The 13,147-nt window shown below is 44.2% G+C and carries 24 protein-coding genes and 1 pseudogene; all 25 read right to left on the reverse strand.

Annotation, left to right across the window (positions count from 1 at the left end; genetic code table 11):
* Window positions 1-55: 55 nt before the first annotated feature.
* The 25 genes and pseudogenes from MKX41_RS10550 to MKX41_RS10665 all read right to left on the reverse strand — a co-directional run bounded on the left by MKX41_RS10550 (window position 56) and on the right by MKX41_RS10665 (window position 13,145).
* Window positions 56-892 (reverse strand): ABC transporter permease, encoded by an 837-nt coding sequence (locus tag MKX41_RS10550; RefSeq protein ID WP_149647284.1) that lies wholly within the window; start codon window positions 890-892, stop codon window positions 56-58.
* Window positions 892-1,668, reverse strand: a complete 777-nt coding sequence (locus tag MKX41_RS10555; RefSeq protein WP_076283504.1) for an ABC transporter ATP-binding protein — start codon at window positions 1,666-1,668, stop codon at window positions 892-894. The genes MKX41_RS10550 and MKX41_RS10555 overlap by 1 nt, the downstream gene beginning before the upstream one ends.
* Window positions 1,669-1,720: 52 nt before the next feature.
* Window positions 1,721-2,329, reverse strand: a pseudogene (locus tag MKX41_RS10560) (ABC transporter substrate-binding protein); the annotation flags it as partial.
* A 62-nt stretch (window positions 2,330-2,391) separates the two neighbouring features.
* The gene (locus MKX41_RS10565) at window positions 2,392-2,571 is read right to left on the reverse strand and encodes a hypothetical protein (protein WP_340970235.1); all 180 of its coding nucleotides are present in this window, start codon (window positions 2,569-2,571) and stop codon (window positions 2,392-2,394) included.
* Between the two features lie 70 nt (window positions 2,572-2,641).
* Entirely contained in the window at window positions 2,642-3,106 is a 465-nt protein-coding gene (locus MKX41_RS10570) for an ArpU family phage packaging/lysis transcriptional regulator (protein ID WP_340970237.1), read from the reverse strand.
* A gap of 56 nt (window positions 3,107-3,162) precedes the next feature.
* Window positions 3,163-3,681 (reverse strand): hypothetical protein, encoded by a 519-nt coding sequence (locus tag MKX41_RS10575; protein WP_340970239.1) that lies wholly within the window; start codon window positions 3,679-3,681, stop codon window positions 3,163-3,165.
* Between the two features lie 189 nt (window positions 3,682-3,870).
* Window positions 3,871-4,323: an ASCH domain-containing protein gene (locus tag MKX41_RS10580; protein WP_340970241.1), complete on the reverse strand. Its 453-nt coding sequence runs from the start codon at window positions 4,321-4,323 to the stop codon at window positions 3,871-3,873.
* A complete protein-coding gene (locus MKX41_RS10585) occupies window positions 4,320-4,706 on the reverse strand; it encodes a hypothetical protein (RefSeq protein WP_340970243.1) in 387 nt (128 codons plus the stop codon). The genes MKX41_RS10580 and MKX41_RS10585 overlap by 4 nt, the downstream gene beginning before the upstream one ends.
* 5 nt (window positions 4,707-4,711) lie before the next feature.
* The gene (locus tag MKX41_RS10590) at window positions 4,712-4,909 is read right to left on the reverse strand and encodes a hypothetical protein (protein WP_340970246.1); all 198 of its coding nucleotides are present in this window, start codon (window positions 4,907-4,909) and stop codon (window positions 4,712-4,714) included.
* A 32-nt stretch (window positions 4,910-4,941) separates the two neighbouring features.
* Window positions 4,942-5,232: a hypothetical protein gene (locus MKX41_RS10595; protein ID WP_340970249.1), complete on the reverse strand. Its 291-nt coding sequence runs from the start codon at window positions 5,230-5,232 to the stop codon at window positions 4,942-4,944.
* Window positions 5,233-5,256: 24 nt separating this feature from the next.
* Window positions 5,257-5,559 (reverse strand): DNA-entry nuclease, encoded by a 303-nt coding sequence (locus MKX41_RS10600; protein WP_340970251.1) that lies wholly within the window; start codon window positions 5,557-5,559, stop codon window positions 5,257-5,259.
* A gap of 32 nt (window positions 5,560-5,591) precedes the next feature.
* On the reverse strand, window positions 5,592-5,735 hold the full coding sequence (locus MKX41_RS10605; RefSeq protein WP_340970253.1) for a hypothetical protein: 144 nt from the start codon (window positions 5,733-5,735) through the stop codon (window positions 5,592-5,594).
* A gap of 12 nt (window positions 5,736-5,747) precedes the next feature.
* Entirely contained in the window at window positions 5,748-6,173 is a 426-nt protein-coding gene (locus tag MKX41_RS10610) for a hypothetical protein (protein WP_340970255.1), read from the reverse strand.
* A gap of 15 nt (window positions 6,174-6,188) precedes the next feature.
* Window positions 6,189-6,833 (reverse strand): hypothetical protein, encoded by a 645-nt coding sequence (locus MKX41_RS10615; protein ID WP_340970257.1) that lies wholly within the window; start codon window positions 6,831-6,833, stop codon window positions 6,189-6,191.
* Window positions 6,821-7,555 (reverse strand): sigma-70 family RNA polymerase sigma factor, encoded by a 735-nt coding sequence (locus MKX41_RS10620; RefSeq protein WP_340970259.1) that lies wholly within the window; start codon window positions 7,553-7,555, stop codon window positions 6,821-6,823. The genes MKX41_RS10615 and MKX41_RS10620 overlap by 13 nt, the downstream gene beginning before the upstream one ends.
* Window positions 7,552-7,743 carry a hypothetical protein gene (locus MKX41_RS10625; RefSeq protein ID WP_340970261.1) on the reverse strand — a complete coding sequence of 64 codons (192 nt, stop codon included), beginning with the start codon at window positions 7,741-7,743 and terminating at the stop codon, window positions 7,552-7,554. The genes MKX41_RS10620 and MKX41_RS10625 overlap by 4 nt, the downstream gene beginning before the upstream one ends.
* Window positions 7,744-7,760: 17 nt before the next feature.
* Window positions 7,761-8,009 carry a hypothetical protein gene (locus MKX41_RS10630; protein ID WP_340970263.1) on the reverse strand — a complete coding sequence of 83 codons (249 nt, stop codon included), beginning with the start codon at window positions 8,007-8,009 and terminating at the stop codon, window positions 7,761-7,763.
* The gene (locus tag MKX41_RS10635) at window positions 7,978-9,333 is read right to left on the reverse strand and encodes a replicative DNA helicase (protein ID WP_340970265.1); all 1,356 of its coding nucleotides are present in this window, start codon (window positions 9,331-9,333) and stop codon (window positions 7,978-7,980) included. The genes MKX41_RS10630 and MKX41_RS10635 overlap by 32 nt, the downstream gene beginning before the upstream one ends.
* A complete protein-coding gene (locus MKX41_RS10640; protein WP_340970267.1) occupies window positions 9,323-9,712 on the reverse strand; it encodes a replicative helicase loader/inhibitor in 390 nt (129 codons plus the stop codon). The genes MKX41_RS10635 and MKX41_RS10640 overlap by 11 nt, the downstream gene beginning before the upstream one ends.
* Entirely contained in the window at window positions 9,645-10,595 is a 951-nt protein-coding gene (locus MKX41_RS10645; RefSeq protein WP_340970269.1) for a conserved phage C-terminal domain-containing protein, read from the reverse strand. Before MKX41_RS10645 ends, MKX41_RS10640 begins: the two co-directional genes overlap by 68 nt.
* Before the next feature lie 30 nt (window positions 10,596-10,625).
* The gene (locus MKX41_RS10650; RefSeq protein ID WP_340970271.1) at window positions 10,626-11,057 is read right to left on the reverse strand and encodes a hypothetical protein; all 432 of its coding nucleotides are present in this window, start codon (window positions 11,055-11,057) and stop codon (window positions 10,626-10,628) included.
* Complete coding sequence (locus MKX41_RS10655; RefSeq protein ID WP_340970273.1) at window positions 11,047-11,247, reverse strand: hypothetical protein; 201 nt, start codon at window positions 11,245-11,247, stop codon at window positions 11,047-11,049. The genes MKX41_RS10650 and MKX41_RS10655 overlap by 11 nt, the downstream gene beginning before the upstream one ends.
* Complete coding sequence (locus MKX41_RS32305; RefSeq protein ID WP_445671312.1) at window positions 11,244-11,579, reverse strand: HNH endonuclease; 336 nt, start codon at window positions 11,577-11,579, stop codon at window positions 11,244-11,246. Before MKX41_RS32305 ends, MKX41_RS10655 begins: the two co-directional genes overlap by 4 nt.
* Window positions 11,579-12,409 carry a PD-(D/E)XK nuclease-like domain-containing protein gene (locus MKX41_RS10660; protein WP_340974879.1) on the reverse strand — a complete coding sequence of 277 codons (831 nt, stop codon included), beginning with the start codon at window positions 12,407-12,409 and terminating at the stop codon, window positions 11,579-11,581. The genes MKX41_RS32305 and MKX41_RS10660 overlap by 1 nt, the downstream gene beginning before the upstream one ends.
* Window positions 12,387-13,145, reverse strand: a complete 759-nt coding sequence (locus tag MKX41_RS10665; protein WP_340970274.1) for a RecT family recombinase — start codon at window positions 13,143-13,145, stop codon at window positions 12,387-12,389. Before MKX41_RS10665 ends, MKX41_RS10660 begins: the two co-directional genes overlap by 23 nt.
* Between the last annotated feature and the right edge of the window lie 2 nt (window positions 13,146-13,147).

Consider the following 13,147-nt stretch of genomic DNA (forward strand, 5'->3'; position numbering starts at 1 on the left):
TAAAGATATAGACATGTTACAAGATTTTGTGTACGGACACAATATTACATAAGGTTCACCGCCGGGATAACAACCGCTTCTCAAGATATACCACTAATTGATACATTGCTGTAGCCACGGCCGCGATAATCAAAAGACTGGACATCACTAGCGTGAAATTAAAGACCTGGAAACCATAAATAATCAGATAACCCAGACCCGATTTAGCGACCAGGAACTCCCCTACGATAACTCCTACCCATGACATCCCCACATTCACTTTTAAGGTGGAGACCACCGTCGGGAACGAGGCTGGAAGAATTACTTTAAAAAACACCTGAACTCTAGAAGCTCCGAAGGAACGAACCACCTTAACCAGATTCGGATCCACACTGCAAAAACTATTGTACACAACAAGCGTCGTTATAATCACCGTTATAGATAAAGTAGTAACAACGATAGCAGTGAATCCGGCTCCGAACATGACGATAAAAATCGGCCCCAGCGCCACCTTCGGCATACTGTTAAATACGACCATATACGGATCAAGCACTGCTGATAAAAAAGGAGACCACCAAATGATCACAGCAAGAAGTGTCCCTAATAGCGTTCCTAGTACAAAGCCTACCGCAGTCTCACCTACCGTCATCCCCAGATGCGGCCACAAGCTTCCACTGACCATATCTCCCCAGATCTGCCGGAAGATTTTTGTGGGATAGCTGAATAATAGCTCATCAATCCAGCCCATTCTTGCGCCAGCTTCCCAGAGAACAAAAAACAGCAGTAACAGGCTGCTCCTTACAACAATCACCTTATTGCGCCAGCGGTGCTTCGTTTTTTTATAATCGCCATGCAATTGTTGTAGCCACTGTTCACGGGAAGCTAATAACCCCGATTGCTCCGTATGCTTCATTAGCTTTCCCTCCCTGCAATCTCCATCTCTTTCCATATTTCATGAAAAAGCTCCGAAAAGCCTGGCTGATCACGTGCAAATAGCGGAGGTGCTGACCGGATTTGCTCTGGCACTGAAAATACTTTTCGGATCTTCCCTGGATTTCGTTGTAGAAGAATAACACTGCTGCTTACCGCAATGGCCTCAGATAGATCATGAGTAACTAATATTGCAGTTGTCCCCCTGCTGCGTAAGGTCTCAGAGACCAAATCTTCCAGCTGTAATTTGATCTGGTAATCAAGTGCCGAGAACGGCTCGTCTAGTAGAAGGAGTCCAGGATTCGTTGCCAAGGTGCGTACCAGAGCTACTCTCTGCCGCATCCCACCTGATAACTGAGTAGGAAAGGCGTGCTCTTTGCCCTCTAAGCCCATCTCTCGAAGTAGCTCCAACGTCCGCTTTCTGCTCTCTTCGTTCAAGTTTCCAGTCAGCTCTAGTCCTAGAATGGCATTATCCAGAATACTCCGCCAAGGAAAAAGATAATCCTGCTGCAGCATATACCCAACCTCTGGTGAGGGTCCCATAATGGGCTCTCCATTTACGAACACTTCGCCTTGAGATGGCTGCAGCAGTCCTGCAATAATCGATAGGAGAGTCGTCTTACCGCAACCACTTGGTCCGACTAAGCTAACGAACTCTCCTTGCTCGACATTAAGGTTCAGGTCCTCAACGGCCAGTGAAGCTTCACGGTCGCCAAGATAGGCATGCGTTACTCCCTTTAATTGCACTACTGGAAGCATTGTCAGCCCCTCCTTCAATTTACACATCTTATTTAGGATCTTTGGTTCTCTCTTATTTTGAAGTGCTGCTCGTTATGCTCTTCTCAGCTTTCTCAGCAAAACTGTTATTCACTATTTTGTCAGCGGGAACGCGTTCTTTAAGCTCACCAGCATTATCAATGACATCGAGCAAATTGTTCCATTCTTCTTGATCTATAATTGGATTAACCGCATAGGTATCCTGTTCCTTATAACGTTTGACTGCAGAAACCAAGATATCTTTATCTGTCTTATCAAAATAAGTCATTATCGCATCCGCAATTTCTTCAGGGCTATGTTCCTTCACCCAAAGCTGAGCACGCTGGATCGCATTTGTGAACTTCTGTACCGTGTCTCCATTTTTACTAATATAGCTGTTCTTAGACATAAACACGGTGTACGGTAAATAGCCGCTTTCCACACCAAACGAAGCCACTACTGCACCTCGGTTCTCACGTTCAAAGATTGAAGCCTGTGGTTCAAACAGCTGCACATAATCGCCTGTACCTGAAGCAAAAGCACCGGCAATATTAGCAAAGTCAATATTTTGGATCAAGGTAATGTCTTTAGTAGGATCTATTCCTTTTTTAGATAAAGTAAACGCACCTGCCATTTGTGGCATTCCGCCTTTTCTTTGGGGTAAGATATATTTAGAAATACCGAAATAAAAAAATGAAGACCACCTGTAATGGTGGCCTTCGTTATTTATAATGCCTTGTGTTTTTTTCCTGTTACCGCCCACATTATACGAGCATGTAGATTATTTCTTTCCTTCTGATTTAATTTAGTGAATGCCTCTTCCATGCTACTGAAAACTATCTTTCCTTCCTCGTCCACAAAGCTCATAGTAACAGTCAATTGTTTTTCACCTTTTTCTTTTTTCAATAGCATCACCTTCCTATTTAAAGGTTATGCTCAATGGAATGTCCATCTTTACAGTAAATCAACATCTATATCAAACCCCTTCATCTTCAATTTGCTTTTCCACAATTAAATTCAAATGCAATGCCAATTTATAGAACGCCTTCCAGCGAAGCTTACTGTATGTTCCTGAACTGATCGGTGGCGCGAATTCGAGAGAATAAACCCTCTCATTAGTTATATAATCGTGATCATTACTCATATATTTCGTCTCGATCAGAAATTTTTCCATTCTGGGTAATCGGCACACCACACGCTCGATTTTTTCACAGAAATCTTTCCGAGCTACCAAACTATCCACGTTATGGATAGCGATGCCTGCCGTTTGATCTGAGGTAGTACCCGTCTCACTTCGGGGAGTATCTGACCACGTTGCTGTTGTTGCTGCTTCGCGTTCTTCAAAAGTAAGAAACTTGCAAATGCGGTACCGTTCGAACGCATCCTCAACAGCAGCTTGTGTCGCCTCCCGATCAATCTCTGGTAAAAAGCTCTGTTGCACTGGGCTATCACCCCTTTGTAAAGACTCCCCCGACCGAAGCCGGGGCGTACCCCATCTTAGAACGATTGATCATCGTCACCTTCAGGCATTGGCGGACCGTTCTCTTCATCCAGCTCTTGTTGTTCTTGTTGTTCTTGTTGTTCTTGTTGTTCTTGTTGTTCTTCCTGATACTCACCTTCTTGCTCGTCGTCCAGGTCTTCGTCTTCATGCTGTTCTTCCTGATCGTCAGCTTCCTTTTCAACGTCCTCGTTCTGATCGTCTTCTCTTTCTTCGTTCTCGTCTTCCTCTTCAGCCACCGCAGCAGCCTCTTCTATCGTCATCTGACCGGAGTCAACGCTAACCGATCCATCTTTATCAATCGTTCCGCGAACACCTTGATGCGTATGTGTTGGTTTATAATCGTCTAGATCAGCCTGCGAACTGCTGAAGCTTACGAACGCTACACCAGTATTTTTAATGTTGCGTAGTATGGACACCTGCTCGTCTGTGATATTGCCGTCAATCGTTAAGGTGATTACGTCCTCTTTAGCACCGAATTTAATATCCTTGATCTTTGTAGTTACATTGGTTTTCATAATATAATTGCTCCTCTCAAATTTGGGTTTATACTGTGCCAGATCCGCTCACCAGAACGACTCTATCATTCACGTACTCCACTGCCCGTATCTTTGTTACTATAATGAGCTTTCCGTCTTGAGTGATGCCAGATCCTATTTCTAACTTCTGCGGCGACTCTATAACAACGCTGAATAGAATGTGCCTGTTCATGGCTGCACCCCTTCCCAATTCCAAAGACCTTGCTGTCCCTTGGCTGGTATAGGTTCAGGCAGCTGCATAACATCCGCCAATTCCCATGCATAACGACCTGGGGAGTAATAGCCGAATTTATCCTCTTTTAAGCCAACAATCCTACTTCCACCGTCCTTGCCGTTGTATAGCAGTGGCATACCGCTTTGATAATCGGTTCCAATAGACCAACATTCATACAATTCAGTTATTGCCACGACACCTCCAGTTGGTAGACTGTCTGCCGTGTAACCATGCCGAGCCAGTGTCGCCTTAATATCCGGTTCCTCGCAAGCTTCTTTATCAATCTTCTTCCCTGCATGGATAGCGAGTGGACCTCGATACTTGGTAGGCCAGCTGCGCGTTTCAAGCTTCTTCTCGTTGAGAGCTATGAGCGTTGCCCATGGCTGTATAATGGTTATGGCCTTCATCCCTTTGCCGCCTCTCCCCGAATAGGTTTGAACTCTCCGATATCCTCACCGTAAGCGCCTTTGTAAACCTCTCGGTCATGGTTCCAACAATAACGACACATCCTTTTTCCAAAAGCCATGTCAAACAAATGAGGGTGACTCAATTCCTGGGCAGGATTCCCACACCAGTTGCAAGATGCCAACTCAGGTAACATTGATACCCAGACGGATATTTCAGCTGCTAACTGTTCATTGTCGGTAGCCTCTGCGTAAGCCATCAGTGCTGCGCGTGCCGCTGGGTCGTTCGTCGGTTTAAGAACAAAGTAATCACCCTCTGCTTCTTTGCCCGTATCGCGATTTATGATTTGGTATTTGTTATAGAGTCCTTTGGTTTGGTCACTCATACTGGTTATGCCTCCCTCTGATTCCAAGATGCAACCATTTGCAACCCTTTGTATTCGGATTCCTGAACTTCAGTAACCGTTAAATCAAAAAGCTGCTTTTTCTGTGCCTCGATAATATCAGGACTGTTCGATTGGAATAATCCGGCGAGTTCTCCATTTTTTTCGACTTTGAAATATTGAATTTGACCACCAATAGGTTGCATACTTATCGTCTCCTTTATAGGAAAGAGGGTGGTTAACCCTCGTCCTCACATGTTTCCTGCACATATTCCTCGGACACTTTATACACGGTAGGTTCTTTGTCCCAAACCTCCATTTTCAATCCTTCATCGTAAAAGTAAGAAAGGTAGTATCGCCGCTTGTTACTCTCAAATACTGAATTCACGGTGATTTTATCTCCTGAGATTTCTGTAACCACTCCGCGAAAATCTTCAGTTTCGCCCTCCCCGTCATTTCCGCTGATACGAACGTGCTGGTGAAGCAACTCGGGATTGAACACCCATGCTTTAACTGCTAACTGAGTCATGTTTGTTTATCTCTCCTTATGGGGCTATGCCCGATTTGCATTGAAGTGTCTCTCATAAGACTTTTTATAAAATTCAATGAGGCCAGCCTTTTTGAGACTAGAATATTTATTCCGACAAACATGCTCCGTTTTGCCTAGCGCAAAGGATAAAGATCGAGCATTATCGCTCTCGTAAAATGTACAAAGGTATTCAAGATCTTCTTGACTAAATCGTTTACCGTGAGCGAAGTGAAACTCTGGATGATAGTTCATTCGATTACTACCGTCATACGTAATTCCATCAATAGCATCTGATTCTGGATGAGGCATTAAATCCCCGTACATCATCGTCCCCTCCCTGATGGTATTTCCTCAGCTGCTCAAATCCACATAAGCATCAGTCCAAGCAGTGCCAATGCCACGCTGAACCTCACCAGTGATTGAGTAAGACTTGGGAGCTCCTCTTCCCTTACTGTTCCGACGATATACCCGTTTTCGTCCCGCAATCTAATGACTGTTTTCATTGGATCAGCTCCCTACCATCTACCGATTTTTGATAAGTCATTCATAAAGCGATCTTCATCCATTTTGATGATCGACGAATGCTGTATAAAAACGCTGCTGCGAAGCAGAAATTTACCCTTAAGGCTGTAAACACTCCCGCTGTGATAGAAGTACCTTTTACGGTCTTCTTCCTTGTAGAACCCCATGCCGCAGTGTGTCTTGATGCATTCGCGGAGCCTTGATACAAAGTTAGGCCATTCTCTTTCTGCAAAGGCAATACTACCGTTTGCGTACCAGTCCAGCGCTCCCCAATTTGTCCTGTCGTCTGGATCACAGGTCCGCATACTCTCACCATGTTTCTTTTCAAGGTGTTGTTCGTAGGTGAGCAGTGCCTCGTGTTGAATATCAGCATGATAGAAATACTCAGGGCACACGGGGTTATAAATTTTCTTACTCATTTTGGATACTCCCCCTTAAAATAAGAACTGTTGTTCCTTTGACTGGGTGTGACTGTCCGCCGCCGCAGGCTTCCCTGTGCGTTTGTTCGTTTTTGATTTACTCTTTGGCTTGGTCGGTTTTTCATCTGGATAAAGGATGGCTCTTATTACATGCTGTTGATAGGATGTGAATAAGTCCAAAGGATGTCCGTTGCGGACTTGATGCAAGGCTTGAGCAATCCGGGCTATGATATATGCATCCGTAACATTGTCGCTCTTGTGTGCATAGTCGTAATGTTCCAGAACTCCGGCAGCAATGAAACTTTTCTTTTCAGAATGCGGTACCCGCTGATTCCGATTCACGAACTTTTTAGTGTGTTGGACGTTGATGTCAACATGATTCAATCCTTTTCTTAGAATCATGGTTCGCAATCCGCCGTGGATCATTCCAGTAGTCACACCCATGTCTGTCTTAAAGGCAGCCTTTTCAATCGCAATAATGTCACCGGGTTTCAAGAGGCCATATACTTTATTTTCAAGTGACACCAGCATTCCAATGCTAATTCCTCCGGGTTCTCTCTTCCCTTCGCCTCTTAGATCGGTTTCAACAAGGACGTTTCCATCTTCATCCAGTGCTACAAATCCAGTTGTTGTGGCGGGGTCAATCCCTACAAAGCGCATCCGCACCGCCTCCTATACTTCACATATCTCATTTCAACGGAACGAACAACAGCGCCAATCCTTGACCTAGTAACTCCTAATTCCTTTGCAATATCTGTCTTTCTGTATCCAATTAACATAAGCTCGATTACTCGTCGTTGTTGCTTGGGGAGGATCTCAAGGAATTGTTCGACCTCCATCCCACTTTGATCATCCTCGGTGAAGAACATTTCCAAAAATTCCAACTCACGGCCGCCGCCTAACTTTATCGTTTCATTGATTGATACTGAAATCCCATGTTGAACGCGCCAGAGTGCTCGTTGAGCTGCATCATAAGTAGTATCAAAAAAAGCAGCTATCTCTTCTGGACCACAATCTTGCATCTTGTTCTTGATGATTTTTCCTGAAAGCTCATATGATCTCTTTGGCGGTCTAACTAGCGGTAGCTTATCGCGGATATATTTAATCATTTCATTTCGAATCCAATAATAAGCAAATGTAGATATAGCCCCCTTTAAGGGATCAAAGAATTGATAAGCTTTGATTAGTCCGATGTAACCTTCTTGCCGTAAATCGTCAAGTTCGACAGGTAGCTTTGTTTTAGTTAAGCACTTAAATGCAACATCAAAAACCATACCTTTGTTTTCTATAATAAATTCCGTTAAATCCCCTAAATTGGGATTATACGGTTCACGGCCAGATAACCGACTACTGGATTCAAGTTGGCTATCCTCGGTATTCATTCCTTATTGCTCCAAGGAATCAGCGGTGCTATCTGCAGATAAATCTCCCGTCCCTGATACGTAATCCGCTTTTTGTAGTATTTCAGTGCTTCCGCTCTTATCTCTTCCTGGTGCAGTTCACATACTGAAACTAATGCCCAGGTGTGGTCAGCAACCGCTTTGCAGTTTGGAATCGCGCAAATCCCCATCCCCCGAACCTCCCCAGCTATTCAAAATTTTGTATTTTTACTCCAGCAGCTTCATATACCTTGCGGAGCTCGGGATATAAAAGCACCATCTGTCCGCGATTGTATTCGTGAATTCGCTGCTCCCAAAAATCATATTTCATTTGCAGTTCCTTCCTTTGTACTGGCGATAAGGTCAAGGGGTCCAGTAGAAGTTTTGATTTTTCAACCATCCATTTGAGAGTTATTTCATAACCTTCATCGTCTCGAATTTTTCGGTCGCTGTTCATGCTCCTTCACCTTCTCAGCGATTTGCTCTTTCTGCTTTTTATCTGGATTCAAGAACCTGCTTATTTGTGGCACAAAGAACATATCAAATGTCCCTGTCCCAATTTTCCGACCTTTCGCAACAATCAATTCAGCGATATTCTTCTTGGGACTGTCCGGGTAGTAATAGTCATCGCGGTAGATAAAGGTCACGATATCCGCATCTGATTCGATATCTCCTGAATCACGCAAGTCAGAAAGTAATGGTCGCTTATCTGGTCGCTTCTCACAGTCACGACCTACCGCTGATAAGCAAACAACTTTAACCCATAACTCTTTTGCCATCCGCTTCAGGTATTTTAAGATGTAACCTATCCGTTCCTTCGTATTGCTGAACTCCTTTTCCGACTGAATGAATTGTAAAAAATCTATATGAATGACCCATCGCTTATTTGGGAATTTCTTTTTAATTGTTTTAACTTGTCTGCGGATATATTCCACCGTTGCACCGATTTTATCGTCAATGAATAGAAGTCTATTCGATATAATCTCTATAGCTTTGTAGTATGAATCCCAGTCATTATCAGACATCTGTCCAGACGCTATCCTATCTCGATAAATCCCACCAATGCAGGAAGCCATTTGTTCAACGATGTCCATAGCTCCCATTTCAAGAGAGAAAAATACATCTCCCCACCCTGACTCTGTGACTTTATTCATGTCGTTCATGGCGTACGTGGTCTTCCCCATAGATGGCCGCGCCCCGATAATCTCAAGGTCACCTTCTTGATGTCCCTTGCTCAGATTGGTAATGTCATCGCATGCGGTATGTGCTCCCGTGATACCTCCGACACTATTAGCACGTTTAGCAATAACCCTTTCATGACCTTCCAGTAGCGATACCATGTGTACCGGACCGCCCTCTCCGTCTCCCTGTTGCATTTCCTCCAGTTCTTCTATTCTGGCTTTCAATTCGGCAAAATCTCCACCACCAACTATTGCAATCTGCCGACCAAGCTCAGCGAGTTCCCTTTGAACTCTTGCCCTTCTGACTGCTTTTTGATAATGCTGAAATAGGGCAGTACTTGGTACTGATCGTTGTAGATCGGAAAGCCTACTTATTCCCCCGACTTCTTCTAGGAGTTTCCCCCACTTTGTAGCAACCAGACGAAGGTCGAGAGGATTAGGAGTATCAGTAAAATATTCTTTGGCTGATTGAAACACTCTAAAAATCGTTTGATTTCCCTCGTACTCATCAAAATCAATGGGGGAGAGGTAACAATCATCCATTAGGTTATGGTCAAGTAACAATGATCCAAGCACAGCTCTTTCTGCTTCAATGCTCATCTTGTGTCACCCGCGTCTTCTTATATAACGCATTAAGTTTCTGCCGAACACGCTCCGGCATCGGTCCAACCTCTTCAGTTTCATGGTATTCCTGAAGCTCCAGCATTCTCTGTTGCTGCTCCTGCTGTTGGATCTGGTAGACAGTCAGTTTTGTACCTCTATCCATACAAGCCTGATAGATCTCTCCAGGTGTTGGAGCAAAGCTGGTGTTCTCCCTGCATAATCTGCGAACAGCCTGCATCGCTGTATCATTTGGAATGTCCTGCAAAATGTCTTGCCAAACCCCTACAATGCTATCGACTTCACTTTCATCAATCACAAAGCTCCGGTAAGCTGCCGACAAGTACTTCATCAGTAACATCACGCCGACCCGATCCACTATTGTTCAACTCCCTTTGTAAAGCTTGGTCAAGCACGTTACCTGTTTTTAAAGGTTTTGGGGGCTTGTTGTCTTCATCCTTTCTAATGGCAACCTCCATCTTCTGTTCAAGATATTTAGGGAATTTAGAAGGACGGAATAACGTTTCATAATCCAAATACTTCTCTTGGGTGGTACCTACCCACTCCGCGTACTTTACATTGATCACATGGACACAATCATCCTTGCAATAACCTTCGTTCAACCGTCCAATAATTAATTTAAGAGTGCCTTTTGTTGGTCTGAATTTCTTCCCTGTTTTCAGATTTAGATATTCCATGATTTCCGTTGCGACAGGAGTATGATCTATTGGTTTTTTAGAGGGCATATTATTAAAACATTCTCCTTTCAAACCTTCTTCTTTAATACCTTCTTCTTTCATTGGTTGCTGTGCTGGTTGTTGTGCTGGTTGATTGGATGAATCCTGCTGGTTGCTATCGCCCTCAAACCCTTGCGGGGCAAGGGGTTCTGCTGGTTGCTCCGGCAATTCCTGCTGGTTGCTATGCTGGTTATTCTGCTGGTTGATTGAAGGGACATATTCGAAGGAATAAACAGTGAACTTATTGAACTTTTGAGTCCTTCTTATGAACCCTTCTTTAACCAGCCTTATAACCAATGTCTTAAGTCTTTGATCCGAAATATCTAAGCGTTCGCTCCATGAAGGACGACCGAATATAAATTCTTTTTGATGAATTGTCACCTTACAACCTTCTATGGTTTTCGTCTCCGGCTTCTCCGAAAACCGGGCGAGGAAGTACATTTCACAGAAGACCATCCAGTAATCCTTATCGCGTCTTAACCAATGATTTTGCAACTCCCTCCCTATCTGGATGAAGCCACTCATTGCCTCACCTGCTCTGCTTTAAAGTGCCTCCTACACTTCCGTTGACCCAACGTTATGATCTACACTCTGCTCAATCTGCCGCAGTAATAACGTCCTGTCTTCATTAGCAGTATCGAGTTCATTACGCAATTCGTTCGCAATATCATTTGCATTATCCAAAAACCCTTGAAGGTCACGATTACGTTTCTCTAATTCTCGAATCCGTCTAGCATAATATGCGAGATCACTAAGCATCCCGTCCTTTTCAGCAAGCATACGAGCGCTAGAAGGTATATCAGACACTTTGATAAATTTCTTATAAGGGATGATTGTTCCGGTATGTGGTCCACTGATAATCTGAGCAATAAGTGTTGAGTCAGGGAATAGAAGGAATTTCGTTTTCTTCGTTGGGAGGAAACGAGCCTCATATTTACCTGCTCGAACACCTCTATGGGATTTCATGACCTGAATTTCAATAGCCAATTGAACCGCCCCGTTTCTTAATTTTTCTTTGCCGCGCTTTCCGGTCTGCCCCTGTTGTGAGTGCTTCATAACAGCGTCGGCATACCCGAATTCGTCCAATGTATTCCTCGCGGTCTGGATTAATCTCGTTGCCGCAAACTTGGCAGTCTGGCAAACGAAGGTGTATTTCTACCGCCACTGTCTCATTCATTTGTCCTCAACTCCATTGAGTTTTCCGTACAAGGATAAGATGAAACTTTCAAACCACTCGCGGCCAGCCCTGCAGCTGTGTGCCCAACTGTGACAAGTTCGACAGACGGTTACGCCGTTTTCCAATATGCCTAAGCCACCTTGAGATTTGAAAATGACATGATGCGGTATTTCCTCCATGTCTTTGTTCGTTCCGCAGTGCACACAGCGCCAACCGTCCCGTTTAAAAATCTCAAGAATGGTCTCCTTACTGAATTTCCCACGAGCACCGCGCTTCTCTTTCCCTCGGCCAAAGCTCGGCTTCGGCACCGGGTGGAAACCGAAAGCACCCATCAGTACAAATTCATTTCCGAGTAATGTCTAATTCTTTGGAGTTTTTTATCCTGAAGGCAGTATTCGCACTTCTCACACCGTACAGGCGTTTCCACCCCAGACTTAACCAGCTTTACGCGCTCAATGTATTTGCTCACAATTTGCAGCTGTTGAGCGATGACCTCAAAGTCGAAGAATAGTAGCTCATGATCTGGTGATTTTTCTTTAGTAATGATAGCCATGTGAGGTAACGCCCACTGTTCCGGCTTCCGACCCTTAGCCAACCGTTCAATCTCTGCGTAAATGGCCATCTGGATCTTATAACCGTAATGTTCGATGAAATTTTCATAAGCCTGTGCTTCCTTATTCCACCATTTTCCGTCCATTTCTTTCATAGCCTTCAGGTCTGTAATAACTCCGAAATGCCCCGATTCCGGCTGATAGCTATCAATCATAATTTTCCAAGCGATCCCGAACAAATTAGCTGTCAAGATTACTTCTTTTTGACCAGCTAACACTTTCATAACAAGCGGATCATTCTCCAGAACCTCAATCATTCTGTTACAATGCTTAAAATTCGCTTTTAGTTGCCCCTTTGTAGGTCCTTGGCTGCTTATCATATCTGGATTGTTCGCTCTAAACTCTGCAAGAGTCCCTTCGTTCCATGCGTGGATGTATTTCCCCTCTTCAAAGGCATCCTTTTTAGGTTCCACCCATTCACCAGACAATTTCGCCACAGAAGCAGCCTCGCAGCCGCCATAGGCCGGAACGAACCCTTTAAACTGGCTGACACTCATATACTGCCGACTGGCTTCAAGCGAGAAATAGTTATCCTTGGTCAGCTTCAGCATTTCTGTCAACTGGCTTCACCTCACTTTCATCAAGGGGATTAAATGGACTTTGTTGCCGAACTCGCGGATGCTTAGTGAATTCAAATGCACCGCCAGCTTCATATATGAGGGTCTGCTCTGCATCGAAGTCTGTCTCAATCGTCTTACACAATCGACGCAGCACCGTCCGTTTGTACATTTCTCCTTGACTCTTATCCCAGGTATCCCCAAGATTTTTCCCATAGTTTTTGCGGATCTCCTCGATCTCCTCGGCTGGTATTGATTCATACACCATCCCGCCATCTTGAAAGAGTGCAATTGCAAAGCACCCGATGATTTTGCTGTTGTTAAAAGGTAGCGGCGAGAAATTGATCATCGGACGACCTTCGACTATCTGCTCCTTGAAATCGTCGCCCTCTCTGACGTTCTTGGCATAAACATCGAGCATGGGGCGGACACTGTATTTTTTGGTTAGTTTCATTTCGCCTTTATAGTCAGTTTGGAACTTGAGCTCGACAGTTCCAGGTATCAGGTGGCACTCTTTAGCCAGAAAATCCAAGCCCAGAACAGCACCTTTGAAAAGAGATGCTGCAATTTCATCAATGCTGTATTTATGAAGGTCTTTCTCTTCCGCAACGTACACCTTGCAATTTTCTGAAAATCTCTTCTTATTGAAGTCGGAAGGAAGCGCATCGTTTTTCGAATCAAGAATTTTATCCAAAGCTTCCTGAACCTTTTTTTCGATTTCCGTAGTCATGA

The sequence above is a fragment of the Paenibacillus sp. FSL R5-0475 genome, assembly GCF_038004585.1.
Lineage (GTDB): Bacteria > Bacillota > Bacilli > Paenibacillales > Paenibacillaceae > Paenibacillus_AQ.

Excerpts from the sequence above, each read along its gene's own strand:
- MKX41_RS10550 (WP_149647284.1), bottom strand. The coding sequence starts at position 892 with ATGAAGCATACGGAGCAATCGGGGTTATTAGCTTCCCGTGAACAGTGG.
- MKX41_RS10555 (WP_076283504.1), bottom strand. The coding sequence starts at position 1,668 with ATGCTTCCAGTAGTGCAATTAAAGGGAGTAACGCATGCCTATCTTGGC.
- MKX41_RS10575 (WP_340970239.1), bottom strand. The coding sequence starts at position 3,681 with ATGAAAACCAATGTAACTACAAAGATCAAGGATATTAAATTCGGTGCT.
- MKX41_RS10580 (WP_340970241.1), bottom strand. The coding sequence starts at position 4,323 with ATGAAGGCCATAACCATTATACAGCCATGGGCAACGCTCATAGCTCTC.
- MKX41_RS10585 (WP_340970243.1), bottom strand. The coding sequence starts at position 4,706 with ATGAGTGACCAAACCAAAGGACTCTATAACAAATACCAAATCATAAAT.
- MKX41_RS10590 (WP_340970246.1), bottom strand. The coding sequence starts at position 4,909 with ATGCAACCTATTGGTGGTCAAATTCAATATTTCAAAGTCGAAAAAAAT.
- MKX41_RS10595 (WP_340970249.1), bottom strand. The coding sequence starts at position 5,232 with ATGACTCAGTTAGCAGTTAAAGCATGGGTGTTCAATCCCGAGTTGCTT.
- MKX41_RS10600 (WP_340970251.1), bottom strand. The coding sequence starts at position 5,559 with ATGATGTACGGGGATTTAATGCCTCATCCAGAATCAGATGCTATTGAT.
- MKX41_RS10605 (WP_340970253.1), bottom strand. The coding sequence starts at position 5,735 with ATGAAAACAGTCATTAGATTGCGGGACGAAAACGGGTATATCGTCGGA.
- MKX41_RS10610 (WP_340970255.1), bottom strand. The coding sequence starts at position 6,173 with ATGAGTAAGAAAATTTATAACCCCGTGTGCCCTGAGTATTTCTATCAT.
- MKX41_RS10615 (WP_340970257.1), bottom strand. The coding sequence starts at position 6,833 with ATGCGCTTTGTAGGGATTGACCCCGCCACAACAACTGGATTTGTAGCA.
- MKX41_RS10620 (WP_340970259.1), bottom strand. The coding sequence starts at position 7,555 with ATGAATACCGAGGATAGCCAACTTGAATCCAGTAGTCGGTTATCTGGC.
- MKX41_RS10625 (WP_340970261.1), bottom strand. The coding sequence starts at position 7,743 with ATGGGGATTTGCGCGATTCCAAACTGCAAAGCGGTTGCTGACCACACC.
- MKX41_RS10630 (WP_340970263.1), bottom strand. The coding sequence starts at position 8,009 with ATGAACAGCGACCGAAAAATTCGAGACGATGAAGGTTATGAAATAACT.
- MKX41_RS10635 (WP_340970265.1), bottom strand. The coding sequence starts at position 9,333 with ATGAGCATTGAAGCAGAAAGAGCTGTGCTTGGATCATTGTTACTTGAC.
- MKX41_RS10645 (WP_340970269.1), bottom strand. The coding sequence starts at position 10,595 with ATGAGTGGCTTCATCCAGATAGGGAGGGAGTTGCAAAATCATTGGTTA.
- MKX41_RS10655 (WP_340970273.1), bottom strand. The coding sequence starts at position 11,247 with ATGAATGAGACAGTGGCGGTAGAAATACACCTTCGTTTGCCAGACTGC.
- MKX41_RS32305 (WP_445671312.1), bottom strand. The coding sequence starts at position 11,579 with ATGGGTGCTTTCGGTTTCCACCCGGTGCCGAAGCCGAGCTTTGGCCGA.
- MKX41_RS10660 (WP_340974879.1), bottom strand. The coding sequence starts at position 12,409 with ATGCTGAAGCTGACCAAGGATAACTATTTCTCGCTTGAAGCCAGTCGG.
- MKX41_RS10665 (WP_340970274.1), bottom strand. The coding sequence starts at position 13,145 with ATGACTACGGAAATCGAAAAAAAGGTTCAGGAAGCTTTGGATAAAATT.